This window comes from Flavobacterium flevense, assembly GCF_900142775.1.
Lineage (GTDB): Bacteria > Bacteroidota > Bacteroidia > Flavobacteriales > Flavobacteriaceae > Flavobacterium > Flavobacterium flevense.
In genome coordinates this window covers 11815-37604 of sequence record NZ_FRCC01000014.1, presented here as the reverse complement: position 1 = coordinate 37604, position 25790 = coordinate 11815, and the positions used below count along the sequence as shown (strand labels likewise).

The window sequence follows — 25790 nt, the reverse complement described above, 5'->3', positions numbered from 1 at the left end:
TATTAACCGATTAAATGAACACGATGATAAATAAGTTATATAAAAAGCTGCTTTTTTTCTTTACATTTTTTGTGATACTATCAATTAATGCACAGGAAGAAAATGGATATATGTTAAAAGGTAAAATTACAGATGAGTTCAATAAACCTATGGCAGGTGCATTGATTACAGCTGGGATTGATGGAAAAGTATTTTCAGATAAGGATGGAAATTTTGAAATACTAATTAAAGAGGCCACTGCTATTACGGTGACAAAAGAAGATTATGATGTTACAAAACATGCTATTTATGAAGATAAGAATAATTTAAGTATTCAATTATTACCTGCTAAATTATTTTTTCAAGGTGCTGATAAAATAAATTTACCTTTTGGAAAATTAGAAAAGGGCAGAATAGTAGGATCTGTAAGTAATATTGATATCAGTGAGCATTTACGTAAAGATCAACGTATTGGTGTGGCTAGTGCTATAACTGGAAAAGTAGGAGGTGTCTTTAATAATTCAAATGTATTGGGTTTAGGTTCGGCTGTTTATGTTGTTGATGGGATTCCTAGACCTATTGATTTTATTAATCTTACAGAGATAGAAGACATTACTGTTTTGAAGGATGCAGTTTCAAGAGTTTTGTATGGATCAGCAGCAGATAAAGGAGTAATATTAATTACAACAAAGAGAGGGAAAATTGGTCAAAAGAATCTATCTGTAAGAGCTGAATATGGAGTTCAAACCGCAGTTGCTAAGCCTAAGTATTTAAACGCAGCTGATTATATGGAAGTATACAATCAGGCTAATTTAAATGATGGTAAAGCAATAAAGTATACTGACACTCAAATTTCAGATACAAGAAATGGTACAAATCCATTATTTAATCCTGATGTAGATTATTACAGTAGTACGTTTTTAAAAAATAATACGAATTATTTAGATGTTAATTTAGAAGCCTCAGGAGGTAATGAAAAAACACAATATATGCTTACTGCGGGTCTTTCTAATAATGAAGGTTGGCTGAATTTGGGAGAAAAAGAGGGTACAAATCGTTTTAATATTAGAGCTAATTCTAACTATCAGTTATCTTCTAGATTAAAAATGAATTTGGATGCAGTTAGTGTATTTAATATTTATAATTCACCAGATGTATTTGATATTAATAATTTAGGGAGTTCAGAGGATAATAATTATGAAATTTCTAGTGATTTTTGGACTAAGGCCCAAACTAATTTACCTAATTCTTACCCATTGTTAATTCCAATTTCTAGTATTGCTGATCCTTCATCATATGAAGGTGCTAATTTAATTGATGGAAAATACTTATTAGGAGGTACTAATCAATTTACAAGGAACATTTATGGTGATTTAACTAGAAGGGGAAATAAAACAGTTACTGATAGATATTTTCAAATTAATTCAGGTTTAGATTGGGATTTAAGTTTTATTACCAAAGGATTGTCTGCTAGAACAAATTTTACTTTTGATTTTTTCAATACTTCTGTTGAGAATCAGAATAAGTCTTATGCGGTTTATCAGCCAATTATGGTAGGTAATGATATTTCGGTTGTTAAAATTGGAGCTGATGTGCCATCAAATGAAAAAAGCGTAATTGCTGATGAGGCTTATTTTAGCCGTACATTTGGTTTTTACTCAACATTAAACTATAAGAGAAATTTTGGTGCTCATTCATTTGATATAACAGCATTATCGTATTCGAGTAAACGTGTAGTTCCTAATTCTTTTCAAAGTTTGAAAAATCTTAACTACGGTTTGCGTGCTAATTATATGCTTAATGATAAGTATGTTATAGATTTTTCAGGTGCAGTGATTGGTTCCAATAAGATGGCTGAAGGTAATCGATTTGCTTTTGCCCCTACGGCTGGTTTAGGATGGATTATTAGTAATGAAGACTTTTTTAATAAAACAGGTAAAACCGATTTTTTAAAACTGAGAGGTACAGTTGGTTTACTAAAGAATGATAATTGGGATGATTATTTCTTGTATGAAACTTCTTTTAGTAGAGGGAATTTCTTTAATTATTCAAATACTACAGGTAATTCAGCTATTAGAAATCAAGAATTGAATTATAATAATGTTGGTGCCGATATCGCTTGGCAAAAACGTTTAGAAATGAATTTTGGTTTCGAAGGATTGTTTTTTAACAAATCATTGTATGCTGATGCAAGTGTTTTTTATTCTAAAAGCTATGATTTGATAACTATACTGAATAATTCAACACCTGATTTGCTTGGCTATACTATCTCAGGGAATAATAATTCCTACATTGATAGTGGTTTAGAATATACAATCAAGTATAAAAAAGCACTTAGTCGTGATTTGAAAATAGAAGTAGGTTATAATACAATTTTTTCAACTTCGCAGGTTCATAAATTAGATGAACCAATTTATGGTCCTAATGGACAAACAAGAGTTCGTACTGGAAATAGCTCAGGAGCTATGTTTGGATTAACAGCTAATGGTCTTTATGGAACTTCTGATTTTAATACTGATGGGTCACTTGTTGCAGGAATGCCGGCAGTTAGTTATGGAAACGTACAGCCAGGGGATATTAAATACGTTGATATCAATAATGATGGAGTTATTAATGATGATGATCAATCAATTATAGGTAATAGCAGACCAGATGTTCAGTATAGTTTAGATTTAAATGTTTCTTATAAAAACTTTGATTTTTATGTATTAGGTTTAGGTCAATCTGGGCAAGATAAATATCGTAATAATTCTTATTATTGGACTTATGGAGAATTGAAGTACTCTGAAACAGCTTTACAGGCTTATGGACCTAATAATATGGACGTAAACGCATCAATGCCTCGATTGTCTTCTGTAAGAAATAACAATAATTACAGAAATTCAACTTATTGGATATATAAAAATAATTTTTTTACTATTCCTACCATGCAATTATCTTATAATATAGCAGGAAAGGAAAAGGGAATGTTTAATAGTGTTAAATTATTCATAAAAGGAAATAATTTGATTAACATAAATAAAAACAAGGATATTGAAAATCTTCGTTTTGGTATAGGTTCTAGTCCAATTACGAAAGGTATGTCAATAGGTGTGCTTACATCATTTTAAAAAATAAAATTATGAAAAAAATAAATAAAATATTAATTACAGCAATTGCTGTCTTTTGTTTGTTTGCGGTTTCTTGTGAAAATTATTTAGAACCAGATCCACAAAATAGAATAACATTGGATGATGCAATAGATAATCCAGTTTTTGCTGAAGGATTACTGCTTAAAGCCTATAACGGTTTGCCTACAAATTATAATTTTAATTTGGATGTGGCAAGTGATGATGCGGTAACAAATGATAATAACTCTAGTATAAACGCAATGACAAGAGGTGGGTGGACTTCTATACAGAATCCATTTAGTATATGGTCTAAAGCTTACGAAATGAACTTGTATATTAATACTTTTTTAGAAAATGCTGATAAGGTAGTTTGGTTTCCTTCTGATGCTACTAAAAATGAAAATTTCAAGAAACGTATTATTGCTGAGGCATACGGTTTAAGGGCTTGGTGGAGTTTTCAATTATTACAGAATCATTCAGGTGTTGGTACTGATGGAACCCTTTTAGGGTTTCCAATTGTTGATCGTGTAATACAATCTGGAGAATTTAATCAATTACCAAGGAATACTTTCAAAGAATGTGTTGATTATATTATTGCTGATTGTGATAAAGCTATTGCAGGATTACCAGCTCGTTGGGAAACTGCTGGAAGTGATCCTGTGATGGGGATTAGAAACTTGAATAGAATTAGTGGATTAGCAGCAATGACTTTAAAATCTACCGTTGCATTATATGCTGCAAGTCCTTCTTACAATGCGGCCGGAGCAGGTACTTGGGAAGATGCTGCTAATTATGCTGCGGATGTTATTATTGCAAATGGAGGCATCAATTTATTGGCTTCAGATGTTACATTTTATGAAAATTACCAATCAAAAGAGATATTTTGGTCATCTACGAGAATTACTAATAAATTTGTTTGGGAACAAGATAATTTCCCGCCATCTTTATTTGGGAAAGGAAAGACTAATCCAACTCAGAATTTTGTTGATTCATTTGGAATGGTAGATGGAAAACCGATAACAGTCTCAACAACTTATAATCCTAATAATCCTTATAATCAAAGAGATCCAAGGTTAGCAAAATATGTAATTTATAACAACTTAACTTTTGGTACTCAATCTATTAAAACATACGAAAATTCAGGTTCAGATGGTTTGAATAACATCGCAACATCAACAATTTCAGGTTATTACTTGAGGAAATTTTTGAATCCTAATGCAAAATTGAATCCTGCAGGAGTTATTACGGGAGTTGATCATTTTTATACTTATTCAAGATTTACTGAAGCTTTACTTAATTTTGCTGAAGCAGCAAATGAAGCTGGTGGACCGGATTTTAGTATTAAAGGTTATACTGCTAGAGGTGTTATAAATGCTATAAGAACAAGATCAGGTATTAATTCTACTTATACAGCAACTCTCACAAGTGCTGATGCTATGAGAACTTTGATTAGAAATGAACGTAGAATTGAGTTAAGTTTTGAAGGAAATAGATTTTGGGATTTAAGAAGATGGGGGTTGACTAATGTAATGAAAGAGGATGTGAAGGGAATGAGAATTTCTCAAAACCAGACTTCCTTTTCAATTTTTACTGTAGCACCACGTAGTTATCAAGATTATCAGATTTATGGGCCTGTACCATTATCTGAAACTCAGAAATATGATTTAATTCAAAATAAAGGGTGGTAATTTTAAGCCATAAAAGTTAATTAATAATAATTTATGTTATGAAAATAAAAATAATATATTTTCTTGCAATAGTGTTTTTGACCTTTGGTTGTGAGAATGGTGAAAATGAATTTGAAGATTTTGATACACAAAATGTATATTTTCCAATTCAATATCCTGTAAGAACAATTTCTTTGCTCGAAGACAGTAGAATAGATAATTCGATAGACCTACAGAAATCATTTAATATAGGTGTAGCTGTAGGAGGATTGAGAAATAATAGTATTGACAGAAAAGTTACTATAGCAGTAGCTCCTGAATTGGTGCAAAATGTAACTACAGGTGGAGTCCCTGTTTTATTAATGCCTAGTAATTATTATACATTAGCGTCAAATGAAATTACTATTCCTGCAGGAAGTTTTTCAGGAACAGTAAAAGTACAGCTTACTGATGCTTTTTTTAATGATCCATTGGCTGTTAAAACTACCTATGTAATTCCATTAGTAATTGTCTCATCTAATACAACTGGAATTTTAAGTGGGGTTCCTGTTGAAGGAGTTGTTAATCCCGATAGAAGAATTTCTGAACATTGGCAAGCCAATTTTAAACCTAAAGATTTTACTTTATTTGCTGTAAAATACATCAATAAATATCAGGGGAAATACCTACACAAGGGAAAAGATGATACTTTAGATGCTGGAGGAGCTGTTGTCAGTTCAGATGTTTACAGTACACAGTATTTAGAACAAAATATTTTGACCGATTTGTTTACTGTAGGATTGTCTAAATCTACAATGAATAGAATAGGGAAAAGTAATGCGACTACTAGCAAAATGGATTTAACTTTTGGTGCTAATGGTGCAATCACTATTTCAACTGCAACAGGAGGTTTGTCAGTAAATGGAACGGGTAAATTTATTGCACGTGATGAAGAAGGTGCTTTGACTTGGGGAGGAGAATCAAGAAAAACCTTGATTTTAGATTATACTTATACAGCAGGAACAGTTAATCACCATGTAAAAGATACTTTAGTGTTTAGAAATGATGAATTGAAATTTGAAGAATTCAGTATTGTAGTGAATAATCCGTAGTATAGTTTTTTATAGTTAGTTTAAAAGCCATATTGTAATTGTTGCAATATGGTTTTTTTGTGTAAAAGAGCAAAAAATATGTACAAATACACAGCAATGCATTAATCTTAATATCTAATTTTATTTCATTAAGGAACAAAATAATAATTTAATAAATAATAATATATATGAAAATTTTATATTTTTTTAAATTGACTCTAGCAGTCTATTTCCAATTATATTCTTTTAATATGTTTTGTCAAAATAAAAGCATAGACAAAGTTTTTCAAGAAAAAAAAGGTTTTTTACAAGTAGAGGCTGAAGATTTCTATAAACAAACCAATTCAGAAATAAGAAAATGGTATGTTATTGATGTAAATTTTAAAACTGAGATAAAAGATGCTGATGATTCTCATACAGATACAGCTAGTGGTAGTAAATACATCGAAATCTTACCAGATACAAGACAGACACATGACGACAAATTAGTACAGGGTGAAAATTTTACAGGAAATACAGGCACCATGGCTGTTGTCCATTATAAAGTTAAGATTAACACTCCTGGACGCTATTATGTGTGGGCAAAAGCTTTTAGTACTGGATCAGAAGATAATGGATTACATGTGGGATTAGATGGAAATTGGCCAGAATCTGGTAGACGTATGCAATGGTGCGAAGGTAAAAGATCATGGTTTTGGGATAGTAAACAACGTACAGAAGAAGTTCACTGTGGAGTTCCCTATCAAATTTATTTAGATATTAATAAGGCAGGCGAGCATGATATACAGTTTAGTATGCGTGAGGACGGTTTTGAAATGGATCAATGGTTAATGACAACCGATAAAAATTATAATCCAAGAAATGACTTAAAGTAAAGTATAGCTTTTTTTTCTTTTAAGAAAAGCCAAATTATTCAAACCTTTCATTTGACCAATGAATTTTAAGGATAAAATTGTTGTAATAGCAGCGCATATTGATTAAATCTTCAAATAAAAATACTTTAAACCGGCGATATTTCGTCAGAAAAATAAAATAAATGAATTGTTTAAAAATTAAAGCTTCCGTCTTAGGGTTGATTCTTTTTTCCGCTTGCTCAACTTCACATAAAGGAAGTCAAATCACAAAATTTGGTGCAGTAGATATGGAGGGTTACGTTAATCTGTATAATGGAAAAGATATGGATAACTGGGACGTTATGTGTAGAAATTTTAATAGAGAATTGGCCAAAAAAGTGTTTACTGCCGGTGAAAATGGCGAAATGCATGTTTTTAAAGATTTTCCAGATGAAGGCACAACCAATGCAGGAAAATCGCTAACCCATTGTATGTTCTTTACCAAAGAAAAATACAGTAAATATAGTTTTAAATTTGAATACAAATGGGGAACCAAAACTTACAATAATTTCAATCAATTTCAATATGATGCCGGGTTGTATTATCACGTTTTTGATGTTGCAATTTGGCCACAAGGGATAGAATATCAAGTGAGATACAACCATGTAGAAAATAGAAATCACACAGGTGATATTTGGAATTCAGGGGCTAAATTTGATTGGGTTGCTGACGAAAAAGTAAGTGATCCTAAAATGAAAACCTATTTGTCTTTAAAAGATGGAGGAGTAGTCCAAGAGCATAGGGGAGGAGAACATAGAGCTCACAAAAATGCTCCGTTTCATGCTTTAGACGGGCAATGGAATCAATGTGAAGTCATAGTAATGGGAGATAAATATGCCATTCATAAATTAAATGGAGTTGTTGTAAATGTGATTACCAATTTGAGTTTGAGCGAAGGGGTTATTGGTTTACAATCTGAAACGGCCGAAGTGTTTTATAGAAATATCAAAATCAAAGAGTTTAAAGAAGATATACCGATGGAACAATTCTTAAATAAATCAAAAAAATGAAGAATATATTAATATTATTATCTCTTTTTAGTAGCGCTTTTTTAACTGCGCAAGATAGTAAAATGGTTCCAGGAACTCATGTGAAAGACAAAACTCCAATGCAATCCCCTTGGGCAAAAGATTTGGACAAGAACAATCCCTTAGCCGAATATCCAAGGCCTATTATGGTAAGAACGAATTGGAAAAATTTGAATGGTGTTTGGGCTTTTGGTGAAGCTAAAGAAGGAATGGCAATTCCCAAAAAATTAAATGAAAAAATAGTTGTTCCTTTTCCGTGGGAGTCTAATTTGTCGGATATTCAAAGACAATTAAAAACGCAAAGAGCTTGGTACAAACGTAGTTTTACCGTTCCAAAGGATTGGAGTTCGAATGATGTTTTGTTGCATTTTGGTGCTGTAGATTTTGAGGCAAAAGTCTATGTGAACGGACAGTTTGTTGGGATGCACAAAGGAGGATATGACGCATTTTCGTTTAACATTACTTCCTACTTAAACAAAACAGAAAATGAACTAGCTGTAGAAGTCTTCGATCCCGGTAGTGATGCCGCTATTGCCACTGGTAAACAATCCAATGATAAGTTTGATAATCCGCAACGTTATGCCTATACACCGTCATCAGGTATTTGGCAAACCGTTTGGTTAGAACCGGTTCCTAAACAACACATTACTAATTTTACCATTACTCCCGATATTGATTTAGAATTAATTAATGTTTTGGTGAATGCCAATCAAGACAATAATTCAAAAATAGAAGTTGTTGTAAAACAAGGGGATACAGTCGTGTCTTCTGGTGAAGGACAGTTGAATATTCCTTTTCAGGTAAAAATTCCAAATCCAAAATTATGGTCGCCAGACAGTCCTTTTTTGTATGATGTGATTGTTAAATTAAAAAGCAATAATCAAGTTTTAGATGAAGTAAAATCATATACAGGAATGAGGAAAATTGCCATCGAATTAGAGGGTAATCTACAAAAAATAACGCTTAACAATAAATTTCTATTTCAAATGGGACCATTAGATCAAGGGTATTGGCCTGATGGAATTTACACTGCACCCACTGATGAAGCCTTAAAATGGGATGTGGAAAATATAAAAGATTGGGGATTCAATATGATTCGAAAACACATTAAAATAGAACCACAACGTTGGTATTATTGGGCAGATAAATTGGGTCTTTTGGTTTGGCAAGATATGCCTAGTACTTTTAAAAAACGCACTGAAGCCGAAAAAACTCAGTTTGAAACGGAGCTGACGCAGATGGTTCGAAATAACGCAAATCACCCTTCAATAATAGTTTGGGTAGTGTTTAATGAACATTGGGGATTATATGATGTAGAGCGATTGACCAATTATACAATGGCTCTAGACCCTTCTCGTTTGGTTATTGGGAACAGTGGTATCGATGCTGGAAAACCAAACATCGACTACGAAGTTGGACATATAAAAGACAATCATTCTTACCGACCACCTTCTGTACCTTTTGCTTCTAATAAAAGAGCAGTAGTTAATGGTGAATATGGTGCAATAGGTTATAATGTACCTGGGCATATTTGGGATTTGGATGGTCCTTGGGTACATTATAATTATGAAGGAAAAGAAGCAGCAACAAAGGAGTACGAACGATTTATTAAAATGATTGTTGACGATTTTCAAAAACAAGGCTTAAGTGCTTCGGTTTATACCCAATGGACTGATGTTGAAAATGAAATGAATGGACTTTATACCTACGATAGAAAGGTTGAAAAATTAGATAAAGAAAGAGTTAAGAAAGCGAATGAATCAACTTATAAAACAAAATAATTGTGATGATATTTAATAAACAGCTTGTTTTTTTTTTCTTATTACAAGTTTATATGCGCAAAATAATGAAATTATAGGGGGATACCTTTTTGCTCACATGACAACTGACGATTATGGTACCTTGCATTATTCCATTAGTAAAGATGGATTACATTGGAACTCTTTGCTTAACGGGAAAAGAATATTGGAAGACTACAAAGGTCATCCAGATATTATAACCGGACATGACGGTAAGTTTTATTTAGTGGGAAATCCAAAAGAAGGGGGAAACAAAATTAGAATTTGGAAATCAACCGATTTGCTGAATTGGGAGTTTTTAACGGACTTGAAACCTGATATGAGCCAGTTGTCTGAATTCGATTCAAAAGATTATTGGCATGGGGCACCAAAAATGTTTTATGATATTGACACTAAAAAGTATATCATTACCTGGCATTTTGCTACCAAAAATAGGAACAAAGTGTCAGCAGATGAATATTGGGGAAGTATGCGTACTTTATTTGTGACAAGCACAAATTTAAAAGAGGTATCTATGCCCAAACGCCTATTTGATAAAGATTTTGCCACTATTGATGTGATTATTAGAAAATTCAATAATTCCTATTATGCCATATTGAAAGATGAACGCGCTCCAAGTCAAGAGTGGCCAACAGGAAAATCCATTCGTCTGGCCAAAGCTCCAAGTTTGGAGGGACCTTATTCAGCAATTAGTCCATCAATTTCTCCAAATTTCAGGGAAGCTCCCACATTGATTCCGCAACGTAACGGAAAAGGTTATTATTTGTATTTTGAACAATATCCGGGTATTCAATACGAAATGGCAATAGCAACTGACATCGAAGGGCCTTGGTATGATGGGTATGCAAATAGTTTCAGCATTCCTAAAGAAGCGAGACACGGTTGTATGTTGCCAATTAACGAAGAACAATTTGAAAAGTTGAATTCAACTTTGGGAGATTCAAATGATTTAAAAAATGAATCCAAATGGCTGTACGTTGGGTTTAAAGATCCGGGTGACAAAGGTCTTTGGTTTTCTACCAGTGAGGATGGTTATGTTTGGAATGAATTAAATAATGGTAAGGCATGGGTAAATCCAGCTTTTAGAATGAACCGGATGAGAGATCCCTTTATCACTAGAGATCCAAGACAGGGATTTCATTTGTTATGGACTATTGGAAACCAAAAGATGGGGTATGCCCATTCCAATGATTTGGTTCATTGGTCAACACCACAAACTATTCCTGTATTGGCAGATAATCCAAACGTAAAAAATGTTTGGGCACCGGAAATGTTCTACGATCAAGCCACCAAAAAATGGTTTATTTATTGGTCTTCCACCATTAAAGGTGAATTTCCTGAAACTGAGGGACAAGTAAAAAATGATAAAAACCATCGTATTTATTATATGACTACCGATGATTTTAAGAATTTTACCAAACCAACTGTTTTTTATAATCCCGGATTTTCTGTCATTGATGCTACAATCATAAAGGAAGAAGATACCTTTTATATGGCTGTTAAAGATGAGCGAGATGTTCCCTTAAAAAAGAATATCCGTATCACGACTTCGAAAAGTATTCAAGGGCCGTGGTCTGAATTGAGTGCGCCTATTACTGGATCGTGGACAGAAGGGCCGTCTCTTTTTAAGAAAGATGACACCTATGTTTTGTATTTTGATCATTATAATGGAGGAAAAGGGATGCAAGCATTGAAAAGTAAAAATTTAAAAAATTGGAAAGATATTTCAGAAAAAGTACAATTTGCACCCGAATCGAAACATGGGTCATTCATAAAAATAACTTCGGATGAATTTAATGCTTTAAAAAGAGCAGAATTTTAATGTTTAAATAGATATATAAATGGAAAAACTTTTGAATGCAATATTACTTCTGGTTTCAATTTCTCTTTTTTCACAAAAAGGAGCAATTGAAAATGCAATAAATGAAGGTCAGATTTCAGCAGATAAAAACAATGGTTTATACAAGAATCCTATATTTCCGGGTAATTATGGGGACCCCACATTAGTCAGAGTTAAGGATGATTATTATGTGGCCTTTAGTAGAACCAATGGTGTCGTGATTTGGCATTCCAAAGATTTAGTCAATTGGAAACCAGTAATTAGACATCGCTTACCCGAAGGATACAATACGGTTTGGGCTATAGATTTGCAATATTTTGATGGCAAATTTCATGTCTATATGCCCATAAAAGACTATCCAAATAAAAAGGATAATGTATTTGGGAATTTTGTCATTACAGCTAAAAATCCTGAAGGACCATGGTCAGATCCAATCAATTTAGAGATAGAATCTCCAGGTTCGGATTATTCCGGAATTGATCCGGGATTTATCCAAACACCAAAAGGGGAGAAGTTTTTATACTTAAATCACGGTTGGGTGGTTCGTTTAAACAATGAAGGCACGAAAGCAGTATCCAAACCTCAAAAGGTATATGATGGTTGGAATTATCCCAATGAATGGGTAGTGGAGTGCAAATGTTTAGAAAGTCCTAAGTTATTTTACAAGGAAGGATATTATTTTATGGTTTCTGCTCAAGGCGGCACAAATGGGCCATCAACTGCCCACATGAGCATTGTTGCTAGAGCAAAACATCCTCTTGGACCTTGGGAAAACTCTCCTTACAATCCCCTTACGCATACCTATAGCCAAGAGGAAGCATTCTGGCATCAAGGACATGGAACTGTTTTTGAAGGGGCTGATGGTAGTTGGTGGACTATTTTTCACGGAAGGAAAAATAATTTTACAGAAATGGGAAGACCTAGTTTGTTAATGCCAATTGAATGGACTAACGACGGTTGGCCAATCCAGAAGAAAGCCGTTAAATCGGATGATTTAATTCAAAAAATTAAAGGAGAAAATACAGGTCATGGCTTAGCATTATCTGATAATTTCGATGCTAAAACACTAGGGATTCAATGGTATTATGATAATGCAAAAAAGGAAAATTTTATATCCGGAAATGGACAATTGATTATGAAAGCCTCGGGTGAGAGTTTCAGATCAGCATCCGAGATTTATAATTATGCTCCAAACGACAGTTATGAGATTACTGTAAAAATCCAAGGCGCTTCCAAAAAAACTTTAGCTGGTTTAAGAATGGGTTACGAAGGAATTGTAACCGATGGTGAAACTGTATCTCTGGCAGAAGGGCCAGATTGGAGACTTAGACAATCGATTTACACCTTGAAAAACAAAAAAACAGTATGGCTAAAAATCAAAAATAGGCAAAAAGATATAAGCATGTTTTACAGTGAAGACGGGACTAATTGGACAAAATTTGATTGTTCTTTACGTTCACATGACAGCTATAAGTATTCTTTGTTTAGCTACGGAACTGGAGAAGCACTATTCGAAACATTTAGATATCAAGGATTATAAACACACACAGATGAATTTTAAATTAAAAAGTATGAAAACTAAACATTTTTTAATGTACGCACTTTTGTTAATAGGCACTAGTTATGTACAAGCTCAGACAGTAGTTAAAATTAAAAAAAATCAATTTTATATAAACGGAAAGCCCACTTATGAAGGCCGTTATTGGAAAGGAAATAAAATTGAAGGCTTGTTAATCAATTCAAGAATGGTTCAAGGTATTTTCGATGATTTGAATCTGGATAATATTGGTGAATTTGCTTATCCAGATACCAAAAAATGGGATGCTGAAAGGAACAATAACGAGTTTATTGCTGCGATGCCATTATGGCGTGAAAATGGAATGAATTCTTTTACCATCAATATGCAAGGAGGAAGCCCTTATGGATATGGTAATAAAAAATGTTTGAATCCCGGGTTTAATCCGGATGGTTCGCTGATGCAACCTTATATGAATCGATTGGATAAAATTCTAAAGAAAGCCGATGAATTGCAAATGGTTGTTATTTTGGGAATTTTTTATTTTGGTCAAGATCAAAACATCAAAGATGAAGCAGGAATCATCAATGCTACCGATAATCTAATCAATTGGCTTTTTAAAAAAGGTTATAAAAATGTGATTATAGAAATTGCCAATGAATGTGATTTAGGAAAAGAATATGACCACGACATCATTGCACCTGAGCGTATAGTGGAATTAATTAATAGAGTAAAGAAAAATAAACAAAAAGGCTATCGCTATTTGGTGAGTACAAGTTTTAGCGGAAAAGTGGTTCCAACCGATAATGTTGTAAAAGCTTCTGATTTTATTTTAATCCACGGAAATGGAGCCGATAAACCTGCTGTAATACAAGGGTTAATTGATAAAACGAAGCAATTGCCAAGTTATCGACCGATGCCAATTGTTATCAATGAAGACGATCATTTTAATTTTGATAAAGAGACTAATAATTTCATAGTAGCTATTCAAAACTATGTTTCTTGGGGGTATTTTGATTTTAGAAAAAAAGGAGAAACGGATTTTAACGAAGGTTATCAAAGTATGCCAACAGATTGGGGCATTAATTCAGATAGAAAAAAAGGATTCTTTAAATTGGCCAAGGAAATAACGGGTGGTATAAAATAATGATGTAAACAAAGGAATAATAAAAGTCATGAATAAATTTATTATAAGTCGTTTAGATATAAAGGTGTTACTTTTTGTAGCAATACTTTTTTCAATAAATGTACATTCTCAAAAGCTTTCTGTCAAAAAAGGTATCGCTTATTTTAATGCGGATACTATTATTGGACCCAAATTCAAAGTTCCTGAAAGTTGGGATAAGGTAATTATCAAAAAGAATGTTACCGTAACAGGTAGTTTCTATATGCCAACAAGAACTAGACCAATAGAATTTGCCGGTGAAAGTCGCGAAACATCAATTATCCAAGGAGATGGTAGTCGGCCAACGGATGATGGAATTAAGGGACGTTCCTATTCAGCCATTCGATGTGATAAAGATCCCGATGTTTACATACATGATTTAAAAATTACTAAACCCATGAAATTTCATATCCATGGGGGATTTGGAAATGTTATAGTTGAGCGTTGTAATATAATAGCTGGCAGTCATACCACCACAACCGATGGAATACACGGCGGAATAGGAAAAACAGTTGTGAAGGATTGTTTTATAGATGTTTATGATGATGCGCTCTATACGATAGAGTGTAAATTAGTCGAAAACACCACTTTTGTTCACAATAAAAATGGTTCGCCTTTTATGGTAAGTTGGGGTGCTTCGGTACCTGATAATCATACTTGTGTCATCAAAAATTGTACTGTTATAGATAATTATGAGGATGAAGGATATCATCATGGCATTGTGGGTTGGGCAGGTAAAAAAGAGCAAAAATCCCAAACGATGCATCTAAAATTTGAAGGAACTTTTACCAGAAAAGTAAATCCGGGTAAAAAAGAAAGCCCGATGTACACTATTGGTCGTCCCGGTAAAGAGGGGGTAAATGATGCGATATTGAAAATAGAGGGGAATTGCATTTCAAAAGAAAGTATAAAAATAAGAGGAAATACGAACAGTAAAGTAGAATTTGTTAATTGTATATCCAAAAGTGATTCGACTACTCACTAAAATAGCCCTATTTATGCCATCTGATTTGTGTTGTATTCAAAACGAAACGACTCTCTAGTTAATAGCGGACTTGCACTTTTGAAAAGGGTTTAGAAGAATTACCAATACTTGTAAAATGAAAAAAGTTATACTAAAAATTATATTTTGTTTCCTATTTGGTTCTGCACTGCAAGCTCAAGAAGAACCAAAAAATTTTCAGAATCCAGTTATTCCTGGTTTTCATCCTGATCCCTCAATCACTAGAGTAGGTGGGGACTATTATTTGGTAAATTCTTCTTTCAATATGTTTCCAGGAATCCCTATTTTTCATAGTAAAGATTTGGTCAATTGGCAACAAATTGGGAATGTTTTAGATAGACCAGAACAATTGATGATGAAAAATCCAGGTAATGGAGGTGGGATTTGGGCACCCACAATTCGGTATCACGAAGGCTTGTTTTATGTAATCGTAACCTGCAAACAGTGTATCAATGAGTGCGGTTGTGGGGATAATTTTTATGTCACTGCCAAAGATCCAAAAGGACCTTGGTCAAACCCAATTTGGGTTGATAAATCCTATGGCATAGATCCAACAATCTTTTGGGATGATGATGGAAAATCGTATTATGTTGGGTCAACACACGATATAGGAGGCCCTCAACAATGGAATTCTCAAGACCGAATTTATATTAGTGAAATAGATTTAAAAACAGGGAAGTTACAAACAGAACCCATTATTTTAACAACAGGTCACGCAACCAATGCAAAATATGCCGAAGGCCCACATATTTATAAAATTAATAATAAATATGTGTTGTTGATTTCTGAAGGGGGTACTTGGAACAATCATGCCATTACTGCTTTTGAAGCCAATAAAGTTACTGGTCCATACACGCCCACTCAAGTAAATCCAGTTTTGACTCATAGACATTTAGGGATTGATTTTTCAGTTACTACCGTAGGACATGCTGATTTAGTTCAGACTCAAAACGGCGATTGGTGGTCGGTCATGTTGGCGTGTAGGCCTATTGATGGGAATTATTATTTGGGTCGTGAAACATTTTTGACTCCAGTAAAATTTGAGGGAACAACTCCAATTTTTAATGAAGGAAAAGGACAGGTGATGCTAGAAGATAAGCGCCCAAACTTGCCTTGGACTCCTTTTGATAAAAAAGTTATAGATGAATTTTTAGACAATAAATTGGGTTTTGAATGGAATTTTATTAGAACTCCTCTTGAAAAATGGTATCAATTGAAAAATGGTACACTAGAAATAGCCCTTCGACCAGAGAAAATTACGGATAAAAACAACCCTTCTTTTATTGGACGAAGATTTGAATATTTGAAAAGTAAAACCGTTACTAAATTGAATTTTAAAACTTCAAAAGAAAATGAAGTAGCAGGATTAGTAGCGCTTCAAAACGAAAATTATCAATATCAATTATTAAAATCTAAAAATTCAATTCAATTAATTAAGGTTTTTAATAAAGATAGAAAAGTTCAAAACATAGAGCATATTGCTAATATGCCCTATACAAATGATGCCGTTTTTTTGAAAATTGAAAATGAAAACATGAAGCTTCGTTTTTATTTTGGATTAAATGACACTGATTTTATACAAATTGGTCAAGATCAAGACGCAAGTGTATTGTCATCGGGTGTTGCGGGCGGATTTATAGGTGCTTATGTAGGAATGTATGCCTCTAGTAATGGTGTTAAATCAAAGAACAGTGCCAGTTTCGACTGGTTTGAGTATAAACCTTAAAACAAAATTAATAATGATGAAATTTAATAAATACGTACTGATTTTTGGAGCAACTCTTGTTTTTATAGGATGTAAATCAACTTTAAAGAATCAAACTAAGGAATCTAATAATATAAATACAGTTAAGGGCAAACCACTGTTCAATGGCAAAAACTTAGATTCGTGGTATTTAGTTGTTAAAGACTCCTCATTTATTGGTGATAAAGAAGATTTATTTGCAATTGAAAAAGGGGCAATTCACGTATATCCCACCCAAAAACATAATTCTACTCAGACCTATGCAGGTTTATTGACCAAAGAAGTGTATAGCAATTATAAATTGACACTAGAATACAAATGGGGTACTAAGAAATTTGTTCCTCGAGACAATTTTGTTCGTGATGCGGGAGTAATTTTTCATCAGTTTGGCCCTGATGTTATTTGGCCAAATGGTGTCGAGTGTCAAATTCAAGAAGGGGATACGGGCGATATTTGGGCTATTGGTTCCAAAGTAACTTCAAAAGTGAGCAATGTGATTCGTAATTATGACCCTAATGGAGGATTGGTTACAAGAGGTACTCCCAAAGAAAAATTCCAACGGTTTCATAGGTCTTATGATTGGGAGAAACCAAATGATTGGAATCTACTTGAAATAGAAGTAAAAGGCAACAACGCTAAATATACTTTAAATGGATATGTGGTGAATGAAGCATTAGACATGCAAAAATGGAATGAAGTACATGGAATTTATGAGCCTTTGACTTCTGGGAAAATTTTGATTCAGGCCGAAGGTGCCGAATTGTATTATCGAAATATTTTTATTACAACTTTCTAATCCAGATATTTCTAAATTGAGTTTTACAGCCATGTTCTTGTAAAGAAAGAATGTCCTCTCCATGAGCCGAAGGGTAATTGTGTAATCCTATATAATTTGTCATCCCATTGATAGTGGTGTTATTTTGTACTAAAACGCCATTGTGGAATACCGTTATTCTTGCCGGAGTATCAATAAGGCCATTCGTTTTAAAACGAGGTGCTGTATAAACGATATCATAGCTGTTCCATTCTAAAGGACTTTTCATAGCATTGACTAATGGTGGATGCTCTTTATAAATACTAGCTGCTTGGCCATTGCTATAGGTTCTGTTGTTATAGGAATCTAAGATTTGAAGTTCATACCTGTTTTGAAAAAAGACACCACTATTTCCACGCCATTGACCGCCTTCAATAACTTCGTCGGGAGCACTCCATTCAAGATGCAATTGACAATCTCCAAACGGCAATTTAGTTTGAATACCTCCAGTTTCAGGAACTATTTCTAAATAATCGTTGTTTACGATTTTCCAAGGAGCGTTTTTTTTGCTGTCTTTTTGACTTACCCATTGGTCTAAATTTTTACCATCAAATAAAATAATTGCGTCCGAAGGTGAATTACCTAAGTTTTTGGCGGGAGTAACCACAACGACTTCAGGTTGCTAAATTTCAGTCATTTCTGGTTTCATTGGCATAGGTGAAACTTCAGGTGGTGTTATAATAACCTTATGTTGTGCTATTGCTATTGTTGTTGTAAGTAGCAAGGATATTTGAAAATAATAATTCATTTTTCTATCATTTTTTGAGTTAAGGTTTAAATAAAAAACCAATACTGCTAAGTTAAATTAGCAGTATTGGTTCATGTATGAATATAAAATATTTTTAAACATTAATTGGTTTTAAAGCTCCAAACTTGCCCCTTAGTAATTCCACCTTTACCATCTTTTGCAACGATTCTCCAATAGTATTTTTTGGAAGGTTCTAAAGTTACAGTTTGGGTTGTACCTGTTATATTATCTCCTTTTTTTGTGATAGGAGGATTAACTGTATCTACATATACATCATAAGTTAGGGCATCATTATCTAAATCACTAGCCGTCCAATTTAAATCAGTAACTGTTCCATTAATGGTTGTGTTTATGCTTGGTGAAACCAGTTCTGGAGCGAAAGGGATATGATTTGAAATTCCGTTACCTTCGGTATAAAAACTATTTGAGGTGCTAAAATTGCTTGAATTTTCAACATCTGTTGCTTTAACTCTCCAATAATAAAGAGCACCTTTTTCTAATGAAATGACTGTAGAAGTAGTTGATACTGTTTTTGTTTCAATTAAAGGTGAGAATGTATTGCTCTTGGATATTTCTAGTACATAAGAAATAGGGTCGTTTTCAGAATCGATTGCTGGATTCCAGCTAAAATTTACCGAATTGTCTATGCATAAAACATTATTTCCAGGATAAACTTGTATTGGTACGCTAGGCGCATTATTTGTGACAGGTTCATTGACCTCATCATCTCCAGAGCCTCCGCAAGCCGTAAGTAAAATACTGATTTTTAACAGATATAAATATTTTTTCATAAGAATAGGATTAATTTTTAATGATTTTGAAATATACAGGAGTATTTAGTATTGCTTTTGCAAAATATAATCCCGATGGAACATCTTCAATGTTTAATTCAACGTTTCCGTAATTTACAGGATAGCTTTTTGTTGAAATCAGTTTGGAATTAGAGTTATATAGCTCAATAACAATTTTGTCAAGGTTAAAAGGCATATTATTAATTATAAAATGTCCTTTAGTAGGATTTGGATATGCTGAAATTTCATTAAATTGATCCATTCTTTTTGAGATAGTTCCTTCACATTCTACATTAGATTTTATTTCAATTAAATCCCCTTGATCGATATCTACATCAAATGATGTTTTCATTGTTTCTAAAATTTCATTACCGTTTACAAACACTTTAAAAGGTGCAGTACCTTCTTCAATATTTATGGTAGCTTTAGATGAATTCATAACAGTTTTAGCAGACATTGTTACTCCGGCAGTAATGTTGACACTATAGCATTGTGAATAGTTTTTACTATCAATTGTAATACAAAAATCATATTTTCCTGGTGTTAAATTGGCAACTGTTAATGGTGTTGCTGACGTGAACTGGTATGATGTTCCATTGATGGTGGTTTTGTAGTCGTAATTTTCAGTAGCAGCGATTGTGATTTTTCCGTTTGCTTTATTCGGACATGTTTCGCTCACTGAAGTAATTGAAAAGTTTGATGAAGAAGGCTTGAATATTGGACATCCTTTTTCATCTACGACAGTACCTTCGGGTGTGTTTGCACACTCATCAATTTCATTTTCAACACCGTCTTTATCATCATCAATGGTTGAGAATTCTATCCAATTAATATTGAATACCGCTATTGCTGCATTTATTTTAAGTGTTTGTAGACCTTTAGTCAAATTCAGGTCAAGAGTAATTGTTTTCCATGATTGTAAACCACCAGTGTTTTCAATATTAATAGTTTTTAGGAGATTCCCATTACTACTTAAATTAAAAGCGGCATCACTATTCGAAGCAACTCTAAATTTGACTCTGTATACCTCCGATTTTTTTACATAAACTTCATAATCAATAGAGCTATTTGCATCAACTAAATTAATACTTTGTCCACCATTGGTATCTGAAGTAGATTCGGAGGTTATACCGCTCGCACTAGTATAATTTTCGGACTGGATTAAAGATGGTATTGAAGGATAATTGTCATATGCTGCTGGGTTAGTTGCGGGTACAGTTACATTGTCTAGCCCAAAAACTCCTGTATTTTGCCCTTGACCAGTACCGTATGCACCAGCAAACATGATCACAATGTACTTGTAATCAGTTGCATTTATGGAGTAATTAACAGTTTTCCAATTTTCTGAAATACCCAACGCCAAGTTGCTAGATAGCTCCACAACGTCAGCATTTCCAGTTCCAGTTCCTTTCTCAAAACCCACCGCAAAATTGTCACCACTAGTACCGCTACCACCTGTTAGTCTAAAATATTCTTTATTGGTATCAGAAATAGTTGATTTTACACCCCAAACTCTAAAAGCTATTCTATCTGAGGTCATTGGAGATTTCCAGAAATAATCAAAAGACATATCTAATATTCCTGTAGCATCGCCATTGGTGTTGTTGTAGACGTAAGCAGCGCCTCTAGCAAAATCTGATGGAGCAACTCTAGCTAAATAATCTGAAGGGTTTCCACCTGTGTTTTTTACTTCAAAATCATTGGCAGTTGTTCCCGAAGGATTTGCTACGAACCATTTACCTGTTCCTGTCAGTACAGCCTCAAGTTCTGTTTTAGTTATTCCCCTTTCTTGTGTTGCATACACCGTGTTTGAAAGAGGGGTTAAAGTGGTGCTTGTAAAGGTTTCTGTCTGAAGACCTGAAACAGGAGGGGCAATTCCAATGTCAAAAGTGATATTTTGGGTAGTGGCTGCATCAATGTCAAAATAAAGGTTGCTGTTGAGATTGGTTAATTTTACACCACCAATTGTAACATTGGTGAAATTTATATTTTTTGCAAAATAAGTATTAGTTCCAGTTGTGGTAGCATTTAATTGTCCGCTTATTCTACCTTTGGCAAATTGACTTTCTACTGTAATATTTTCTAATTGAACGTCTCCTAAATATCCTAAGTTTGCGATATCCACTTGTGCAGCGGCAGGAACTCCGTTGCCTTCTGATCTTGGCTTTATGTTTGTTAAACCAGGGATTGATCCTTCGATTCTAATATTTTTGAAAGTGGTTGTGGTAGATCCTGTTCCGTAATCAATTGGGTTAAAATCTAAATTTACTTGTGCCGCAATTAAACCATTATTGTTACCAAGACCGGTCCACTCAGGGTTTATGATATCAATATTTTCAACAATAGAAGATCCAGTATCTATGGATGCCCAACCGTAAGTCATAATTGCACCATTGTGACCTGCCCAGAGTACACAGTCATGGACATTAATATTATAGTTATAAAAGAAATCATCAACGCAGCGCATGAAACTGTTTTTTATCTCACTACCAGAACCTATTCTAATACCGTCATTATTTGCATGCCAGCCCAAAAATTTTAAATTTTCAACTTTTGTTTCTTCTCGTGATACTATACCATGCTGAGGTGAGTCTACAATGTGAATACCATTTACCTCCGCAGACTTACCTAACATTACAATTTGTCCATAGGGTTTGTTCCCTTGACCATCTTGCCATATGTGTAGTCTTCCTGATAAAACACCTCTTCCATAAATTTTTTGATTGGTATTGTTATAATTGGTTCTATTTATCAATCCATCTACATAGGCACCTCCAGCCAAGTATAATTTTTTACCATTATCTAAATAGAGGATACCATCCGAATTGATTACTGTACTAGCAAATTGATAATTTCTTAAATTATAATAACCTGGAGCAAAATAAATTGTTGTTGCATTTTCTAATGCAGTAGGAGATAAGTCATTAGAGTATACCACAACTCCTGCATCAGTAGGATTAGGCTTATCTGTTTCTGGAGGATCTACAAAAATGGTTAACATGTGTTTGATCCATTTTTTTGTACTGGTTTCATTAGCAGTGTCTTCAAAATCAACAGAAATGTATTTATTATTACTGTTTATTGTAAAAGAGACTTCGTTACTTCCAACAGTTGGAGTAATGTTGTAGCTTTTGGGCGAAATTTTAACTTTTGAAGAGTTATTTCCAAAAGTTTTCACAATTCTAAATGTTACCCCAGGACTTGATATGTTGTTATAGGAAATGGAGGCGTACGAGAAGGTTCTACCTGTAAGTTCATTTCCCTGATGGTCATACTGAAGGTCATTGGGGTCGGCTGTAGACATCAAAACCTCTACTTCTTGTTCGGGATCGGTTCCATGTTTTACAAATACGCGATATTTGTCTGACAACAAGGCTTCACTAGTTCCGGTTGGCCAATCATAGTGGGTGATTTGTGCCAATATGGAAGCTGTGAAAAGAAAAAATGATAATTGTAAAATTTTTTTCATAATTTAATAAGACTTGGTTTTTATTGATTGGTTAATTCATATTTATTTATAAAATTAGAATGTTATCTTATTGTTAATTAGCGCAAAAGTTCCTATTTTAAGTGATATTGTTTTTGTGTTATTAATTTCAATAAAAAAAGGTTTAATTCGTTAAGAATTAAACCTTTGATACATAATAGTTTTAAAATTAAAGTTGTTTTATTTTGGCGAACCAGCAAATATTTTAGCTGAAATTAGTTTTGTATTTGGACTGGAATTATTATCAAAAACAAAATAAACATTATGTTTTCCATTGGCGTTTCTTAATAAAGTTTCGCTAACACCGTCTTTTTTAATGATAAAAGTACCTATTAATTCTCCATTAGGTTGGTCTAAATGTATAGCACATTTAGTTGGGGTAATGATTCCTTTGATATTAATTCCTGCATAATAGTAACCAGAACCTAAATCAATATTTTTAAACTCAATAGTATTATCTTTTATATTGTTTGATTTTACGTCTAAATTAATTTCAAAAGGTTGGTTTATACTAACAGGAGGTACGCCTGATAAGGTTTGTTGTACAGGGCGTATTTGACCTGATTCATCATACACAATTTTATCAATACAAACGGAACGTTGTGTCCAAGTACCGGCATCTTTAAAATCATCTTGTCTCCAAGAAGATAAAGCCGAAGTGTGGTAAAATAGATATTCTTCTCCGTGATATTCTACGATTCCGCCATGGTTAGATTGGTACAATCGCCAAGGAACGTAATTTTTTCCAGGGTATTTAGGACCATCGTTAACATTAACACCTAATTCATAATTCATAATTCCTTTGTATTCAAAAGGGCCTAAAGGATTGTCACTCACACCATAATCTAATCTTGATTTTTTTCTAAATAAATCGTCAGGATTCTCGGGATCAATAGGTTTGTCGTAGTGTGTATGATAAGAAATATAGTATTTTCCTGCTTTTTTGTTCATCCAAATGGCTTCCATAAAACGCTCGTCATCTACTTCCAGTGTAACAGGTTTTCCGTCTAATTCGGTCATGTTGTCTTTTAGTTTTGCGGCCATATGGCTTCCATAATACAAGTATTTCTGACCATCATCATCAATAAAAACCGCAGGGTCAATTCCGTTTGTCCCTTCAATTTTTGGATTAATAACTTTGAATTTTTTATCAGGTGAATCGCTTACAGCAACGGCAGTATATGCTATTGTTTTTCTGTTTTTTTCATCATATCCCCCTTCTTTATATAGAATACGCACAGGAAAGTACAGGTAATATTTTCCTTCATAATAAACCATATCTGGTGCCCAAAGTGCCCAGTCTTCTCCTTGAGGTTCTTCATTTTTTCCAATAACATCATAAATGTTTAAAATCTCTCCGTGATCAGTCCAGTTGACCATATCTTTGGAAGAAAAAGTATGGTAACTATGCATAGTAGAATAACCACCACCATCTTCATGGTCAACTGAGGTAACCATCCAAACACGTCCATCGGGCATCACATGAGGAGAAGCATCAGCAGTGTACATGTGCTTAATTACTGGATTAGCATAAGGATAAGTTTTTGTATTTGAATTCTTTTTTTGGGCATAAGTGGCCATTGAAATTATAAAGCATAATTGCAATAGGCTAATTTTAGTAAATGGTATCATTTTTTGTAATTGTATTATTTGTTACTTTGTTTTTTTAGGAGAACCAGCAAAGAAATTGGGTTCTGAAATTTTAATATCATCATTGTCATTTGATTTAAATACCAAAACAATATTATGAATTCCATAAGCTTCTCTAAGAAAAGTTTCGGCTACTCCATTATTTGTTTTTAAACTATTTTCATTTAGAAGAATGGTTCCTAAAAGGGAGCCCTTAGCATTGTCTTTTCGTATTTCAATTTTTCCTTTTTGGACTGATTTAAGCACTTTTACTCCAAAGTAATAATAACCAGTACCTAAATCAACATTTTTAAAGGAAAGAGAACTATTGTTTTTTGCGGTAATACTTTTGCCCTTGATATTTATTTGTTGTTTGTCGATAGCTTTTTTAAGGTTAAGAGGAATACTGAAATCTTGATTTATAGTTACTTTTTTAACTCCTTCCACAGTTTGTTGTACAGGGATTATTGTACCATCCGGATTGTAATTCAATTCATCAACACATACCGAACGCTGTGTCCAAGTTCCTGGTCCTTTAAATTCTTCTTGTCTCCAAGAGGATAGGGCAGAAGTATGATAAAACAGGTATTCTTGACCATGAAATTCAACAACTCCACCATGATTGGATTGGGTTAATCTCCATGGGACAAAATTGGTTTCAGATAGTTTTGGTCCGTTTTTAATATTTGCTCCCAGTTCAAAATTTAAAGTTCCTTGATAGGTAAGAGGTCCTTTGGGAGAATTACCTATGCTATAATCCAGATTTGATTTTTGGCGATTGGGATCTTCAGGATTATCTTTAGAGACTTTGTTGTTATATTTTGTATGGTAATTAAAATAGTATTTACCATTGCGTTTGTGCATCCAGGCTGCTTCCATAAAGTTTGTAGCGCCGATATTTAATTTGAAAGAAGGACCGTCTAATTCTCTCATGTTATCTTTTAGGATTCCCATATTTAATTGATTCCAATACAAATAGGCTGTGCCATCATCATCTATAAAAACGGAAGGGTCTAATGCACTGTTTGCTCCTTGAATTCTTGCATTGGTTACTTTAAAACGCTTTAGCATACTATCACTTTCTGCAACTACACAATAGCGATCAATCTCACCATTTGCTTTTAGATTACGCATTGGGAAATAAAGATAGTAAGTGCCATTTCGATAAGTAAAATCGGGAGCCCAGATGGCCCAATCTTCTCCAGGAGTTTCGTTTAGATCTGCTAATCCTATGATTTCGCCATGATCAACCCAAGTAACCATATCCGCTGTTGAAAAGGCATGTACAGAATGCATAGTAGCATAACCACCACCATCTTCATGATCTACTGAAGTAACCATCCAAACTCGTCCGTCTGGCATGACGTGAGGTGATGCATCAGCAGTGTACATGTTTTTTATTACGGGATTAGCGTAAGGGTATGGTTTTGTATTTGTATTCTTGTTTTGGGAGTGTACTATTGATATCCCAAAAGCTATCAGAATAATTATAAACTTTTTTTTCATT

At 33.6% G+C, this 25790-nt stretch carries 17 protein-coding genes; 12 read left to right on the top strand and 5 right to left on the bottom strand.

What is annotated here, in order from left to right; translation table 11 throughout:
• The first annotated feature begins 23 nt into the window (after nt 1-23).
• The 12 genes from BUB89_RS16550 to BUB89_RS16495 all read left to right on the top strand — a co-directional run bounded on the left by BUB89_RS16550 (nt 24) and on the right by BUB89_RS16495 (nt 17610).
• A complete protein-coding gene (locus tag BUB89_RS16550; protein WP_073247108.1) occupies nt 24-3089 on the top strand; it encodes a SusC/RagA family TonB-linked outer membrane protein in 3066 nt (1021 codons plus the stop codon).
• An 11-nt stretch (nt 3090-3100) separates the two neighbouring features.
• A complete protein-coding gene (locus BUB89_RS16545) occupies nt 3101-4777 on the top strand; it encodes a RagB/SusD family nutrient uptake outer membrane protein (protein WP_073247106.1) in 1677 nt (558 codons plus the stop codon).
• A 38-nt stretch (nt 4778-4815) separates the two neighbouring features.
• Nucleotides 4816-5847, top strand: coding sequence for a DUF5627 domain-containing protein (locus BUB89_RS16540; RefSeq protein ID WP_073247104.1), 1032 nt, complete (start codon nt 4816-4818; stop codon nt 5845-5847).
• Between the two features lie 167 nt (nt 5848-6014).
• Nucleotides 6015-6701: a hypothetical protein gene (locus tag BUB89_RS16535; RefSeq protein ID WP_200806841.1), complete on the top strand. Its 687-nt coding sequence runs from the start codon at nt 6015-6017 to the stop codon at nt 6699-6701.
• Nucleotides 6702-6862: 161 nt separating this feature from the next.
• A complete protein-coding gene (locus BUB89_RS16530) occupies nt 6863-7729 on the top strand; it encodes a 3-keto-disaccharide hydrolase (RefSeq protein ID WP_073247099.1) in 867 nt (288 codons plus the stop codon).
• The gene (locus BUB89_RS16525; protein ID WP_200806840.1) at nt 7726-9528 is read left to right on the top strand and encodes a glycoside hydrolase family 2 protein; all 1803 of its coding nucleotides are present in this window, start codon (nt 7726-7728) and stop codon (nt 9526-9528) included. Before BUB89_RS16530 ends, BUB89_RS16525 begins: the two co-directional genes overlap by 4 nt.
• 97 nt (nt 9529-9625) lie before the next feature.
• Nucleotides 9626-11368 carry a glycoside hydrolase family 43 protein gene (locus BUB89_RS16520; protein ID WP_073247095.1) on the top strand — a complete coding sequence of 581 codons (1743 nt, stop codon included), beginning with the start codon at nt 9626-9628 and terminating at the stop codon, nt 11366-11368.
• A 19-nt stretch (nt 11369-11387) separates the two neighbouring features.
• A complete protein-coding gene (locus BUB89_RS16515) occupies nt 11388-12926 on the top strand; it encodes a family 43 glycosylhydrolase (protein ID WP_073247093.1) in 1539 nt (512 codons plus the stop codon).
• A gap of 31 nt (nt 12927-12957) precedes the next feature.
• Nucleotides 12958-14049 carry a hypothetical protein gene (locus BUB89_RS16510; RefSeq protein WP_073247162.1) on the top strand — a complete coding sequence of 364 codons (1092 nt, stop codon included), beginning with the start codon at nt 12958-12960 and terminating at the stop codon, nt 14047-14049.
• Nucleotides 14050-14077: 28 nt separating this feature from the next.
• Nucleotides 14078-15052: a hypothetical protein gene (locus BUB89_RS16505; protein ID WP_073247091.1), complete on the top strand. Its 975-nt coding sequence runs from the start codon at nt 14078-14080 to the stop codon at nt 15050-15052.
• A 115-nt stretch (nt 15053-15167) separates the two neighbouring features.
• Entirely contained in the window at nt 15168-16796 is a 1629-nt protein-coding gene (locus BUB89_RS16500) for a glycoside hydrolase family 43 protein (protein ID WP_073247089.1), read from the top strand.
• Between the two features lie 13 nt (nt 16797-16809).
• Nucleotides 16810-17610, top strand: coding sequence for a 3-keto-disaccharide hydrolase (locus BUB89_RS16495; RefSeq protein ID WP_159434587.1), 801 nt, complete (start codon nt 16810-16812; stop codon nt 17608-17610).
• Here BUB89_RS16495 and BUB89_RS16490 read toward each other — a convergent pair.
• The 5 genes from BUB89_RS16490 to BUB89_RS16470 all read right to left on the bottom strand — a co-directional run bounded on the left by BUB89_RS16490 (nt 17597) and on the right by BUB89_RS16470 (nt 25789).
• The gene (locus BUB89_RS16490) at nt 17597-18235 is read right to left on the bottom strand and encodes a 3-keto-disaccharide hydrolase (RefSeq protein WP_234982685.1); all 639 of its coding nucleotides are present in this window, start codon (nt 18233-18235) and stop codon (nt 17597-17599) included. The genes BUB89_RS16495 and BUB89_RS16490 overlap by 14 nt on opposite strands.
• Nucleotides 18236-18477: 242 nt before the next feature.
• The gene (locus BUB89_RS16485) at nt 18478-19167 is read right to left on the bottom strand and encodes a fibronectin type III domain-containing protein (protein ID WP_073247085.1); all 690 of its coding nucleotides are present in this window, start codon (nt 19165-19167) and stop codon (nt 18478-18480) included.
• A 10-nt stretch (nt 19168-19177) separates the two neighbouring features.
• The gene (locus BUB89_RS16480) at nt 19178-22636 is read right to left on the bottom strand and encodes a carbohydrate-binding protein (RefSeq protein ID WP_073247083.1); all 3459 of its coding nucleotides are present in this window, start codon (nt 22634-22636) and stop codon (nt 19178-19180) included.
• A 198-nt stretch (nt 22637-22834) separates the two neighbouring features.
• Nucleotides 22835-24286, bottom strand: coding sequence for a family 43 glycosylhydrolase (locus tag BUB89_RS16475; protein WP_083552908.1), 1452 nt, complete (start codon nt 24284-24286; stop codon nt 22835-22837).
• Nucleotides 24287-24307: 21 nt separating this feature from the next.
• A complete protein-coding gene (locus BUB89_RS16470) occupies nt 24308-25789 on the bottom strand; it encodes a family 43 glycosylhydrolase (protein WP_083552905.1) in 1482 nt (493 codons plus the stop codon).
• Nucleotide 25790 lies beyond the last annotated feature (1 nt).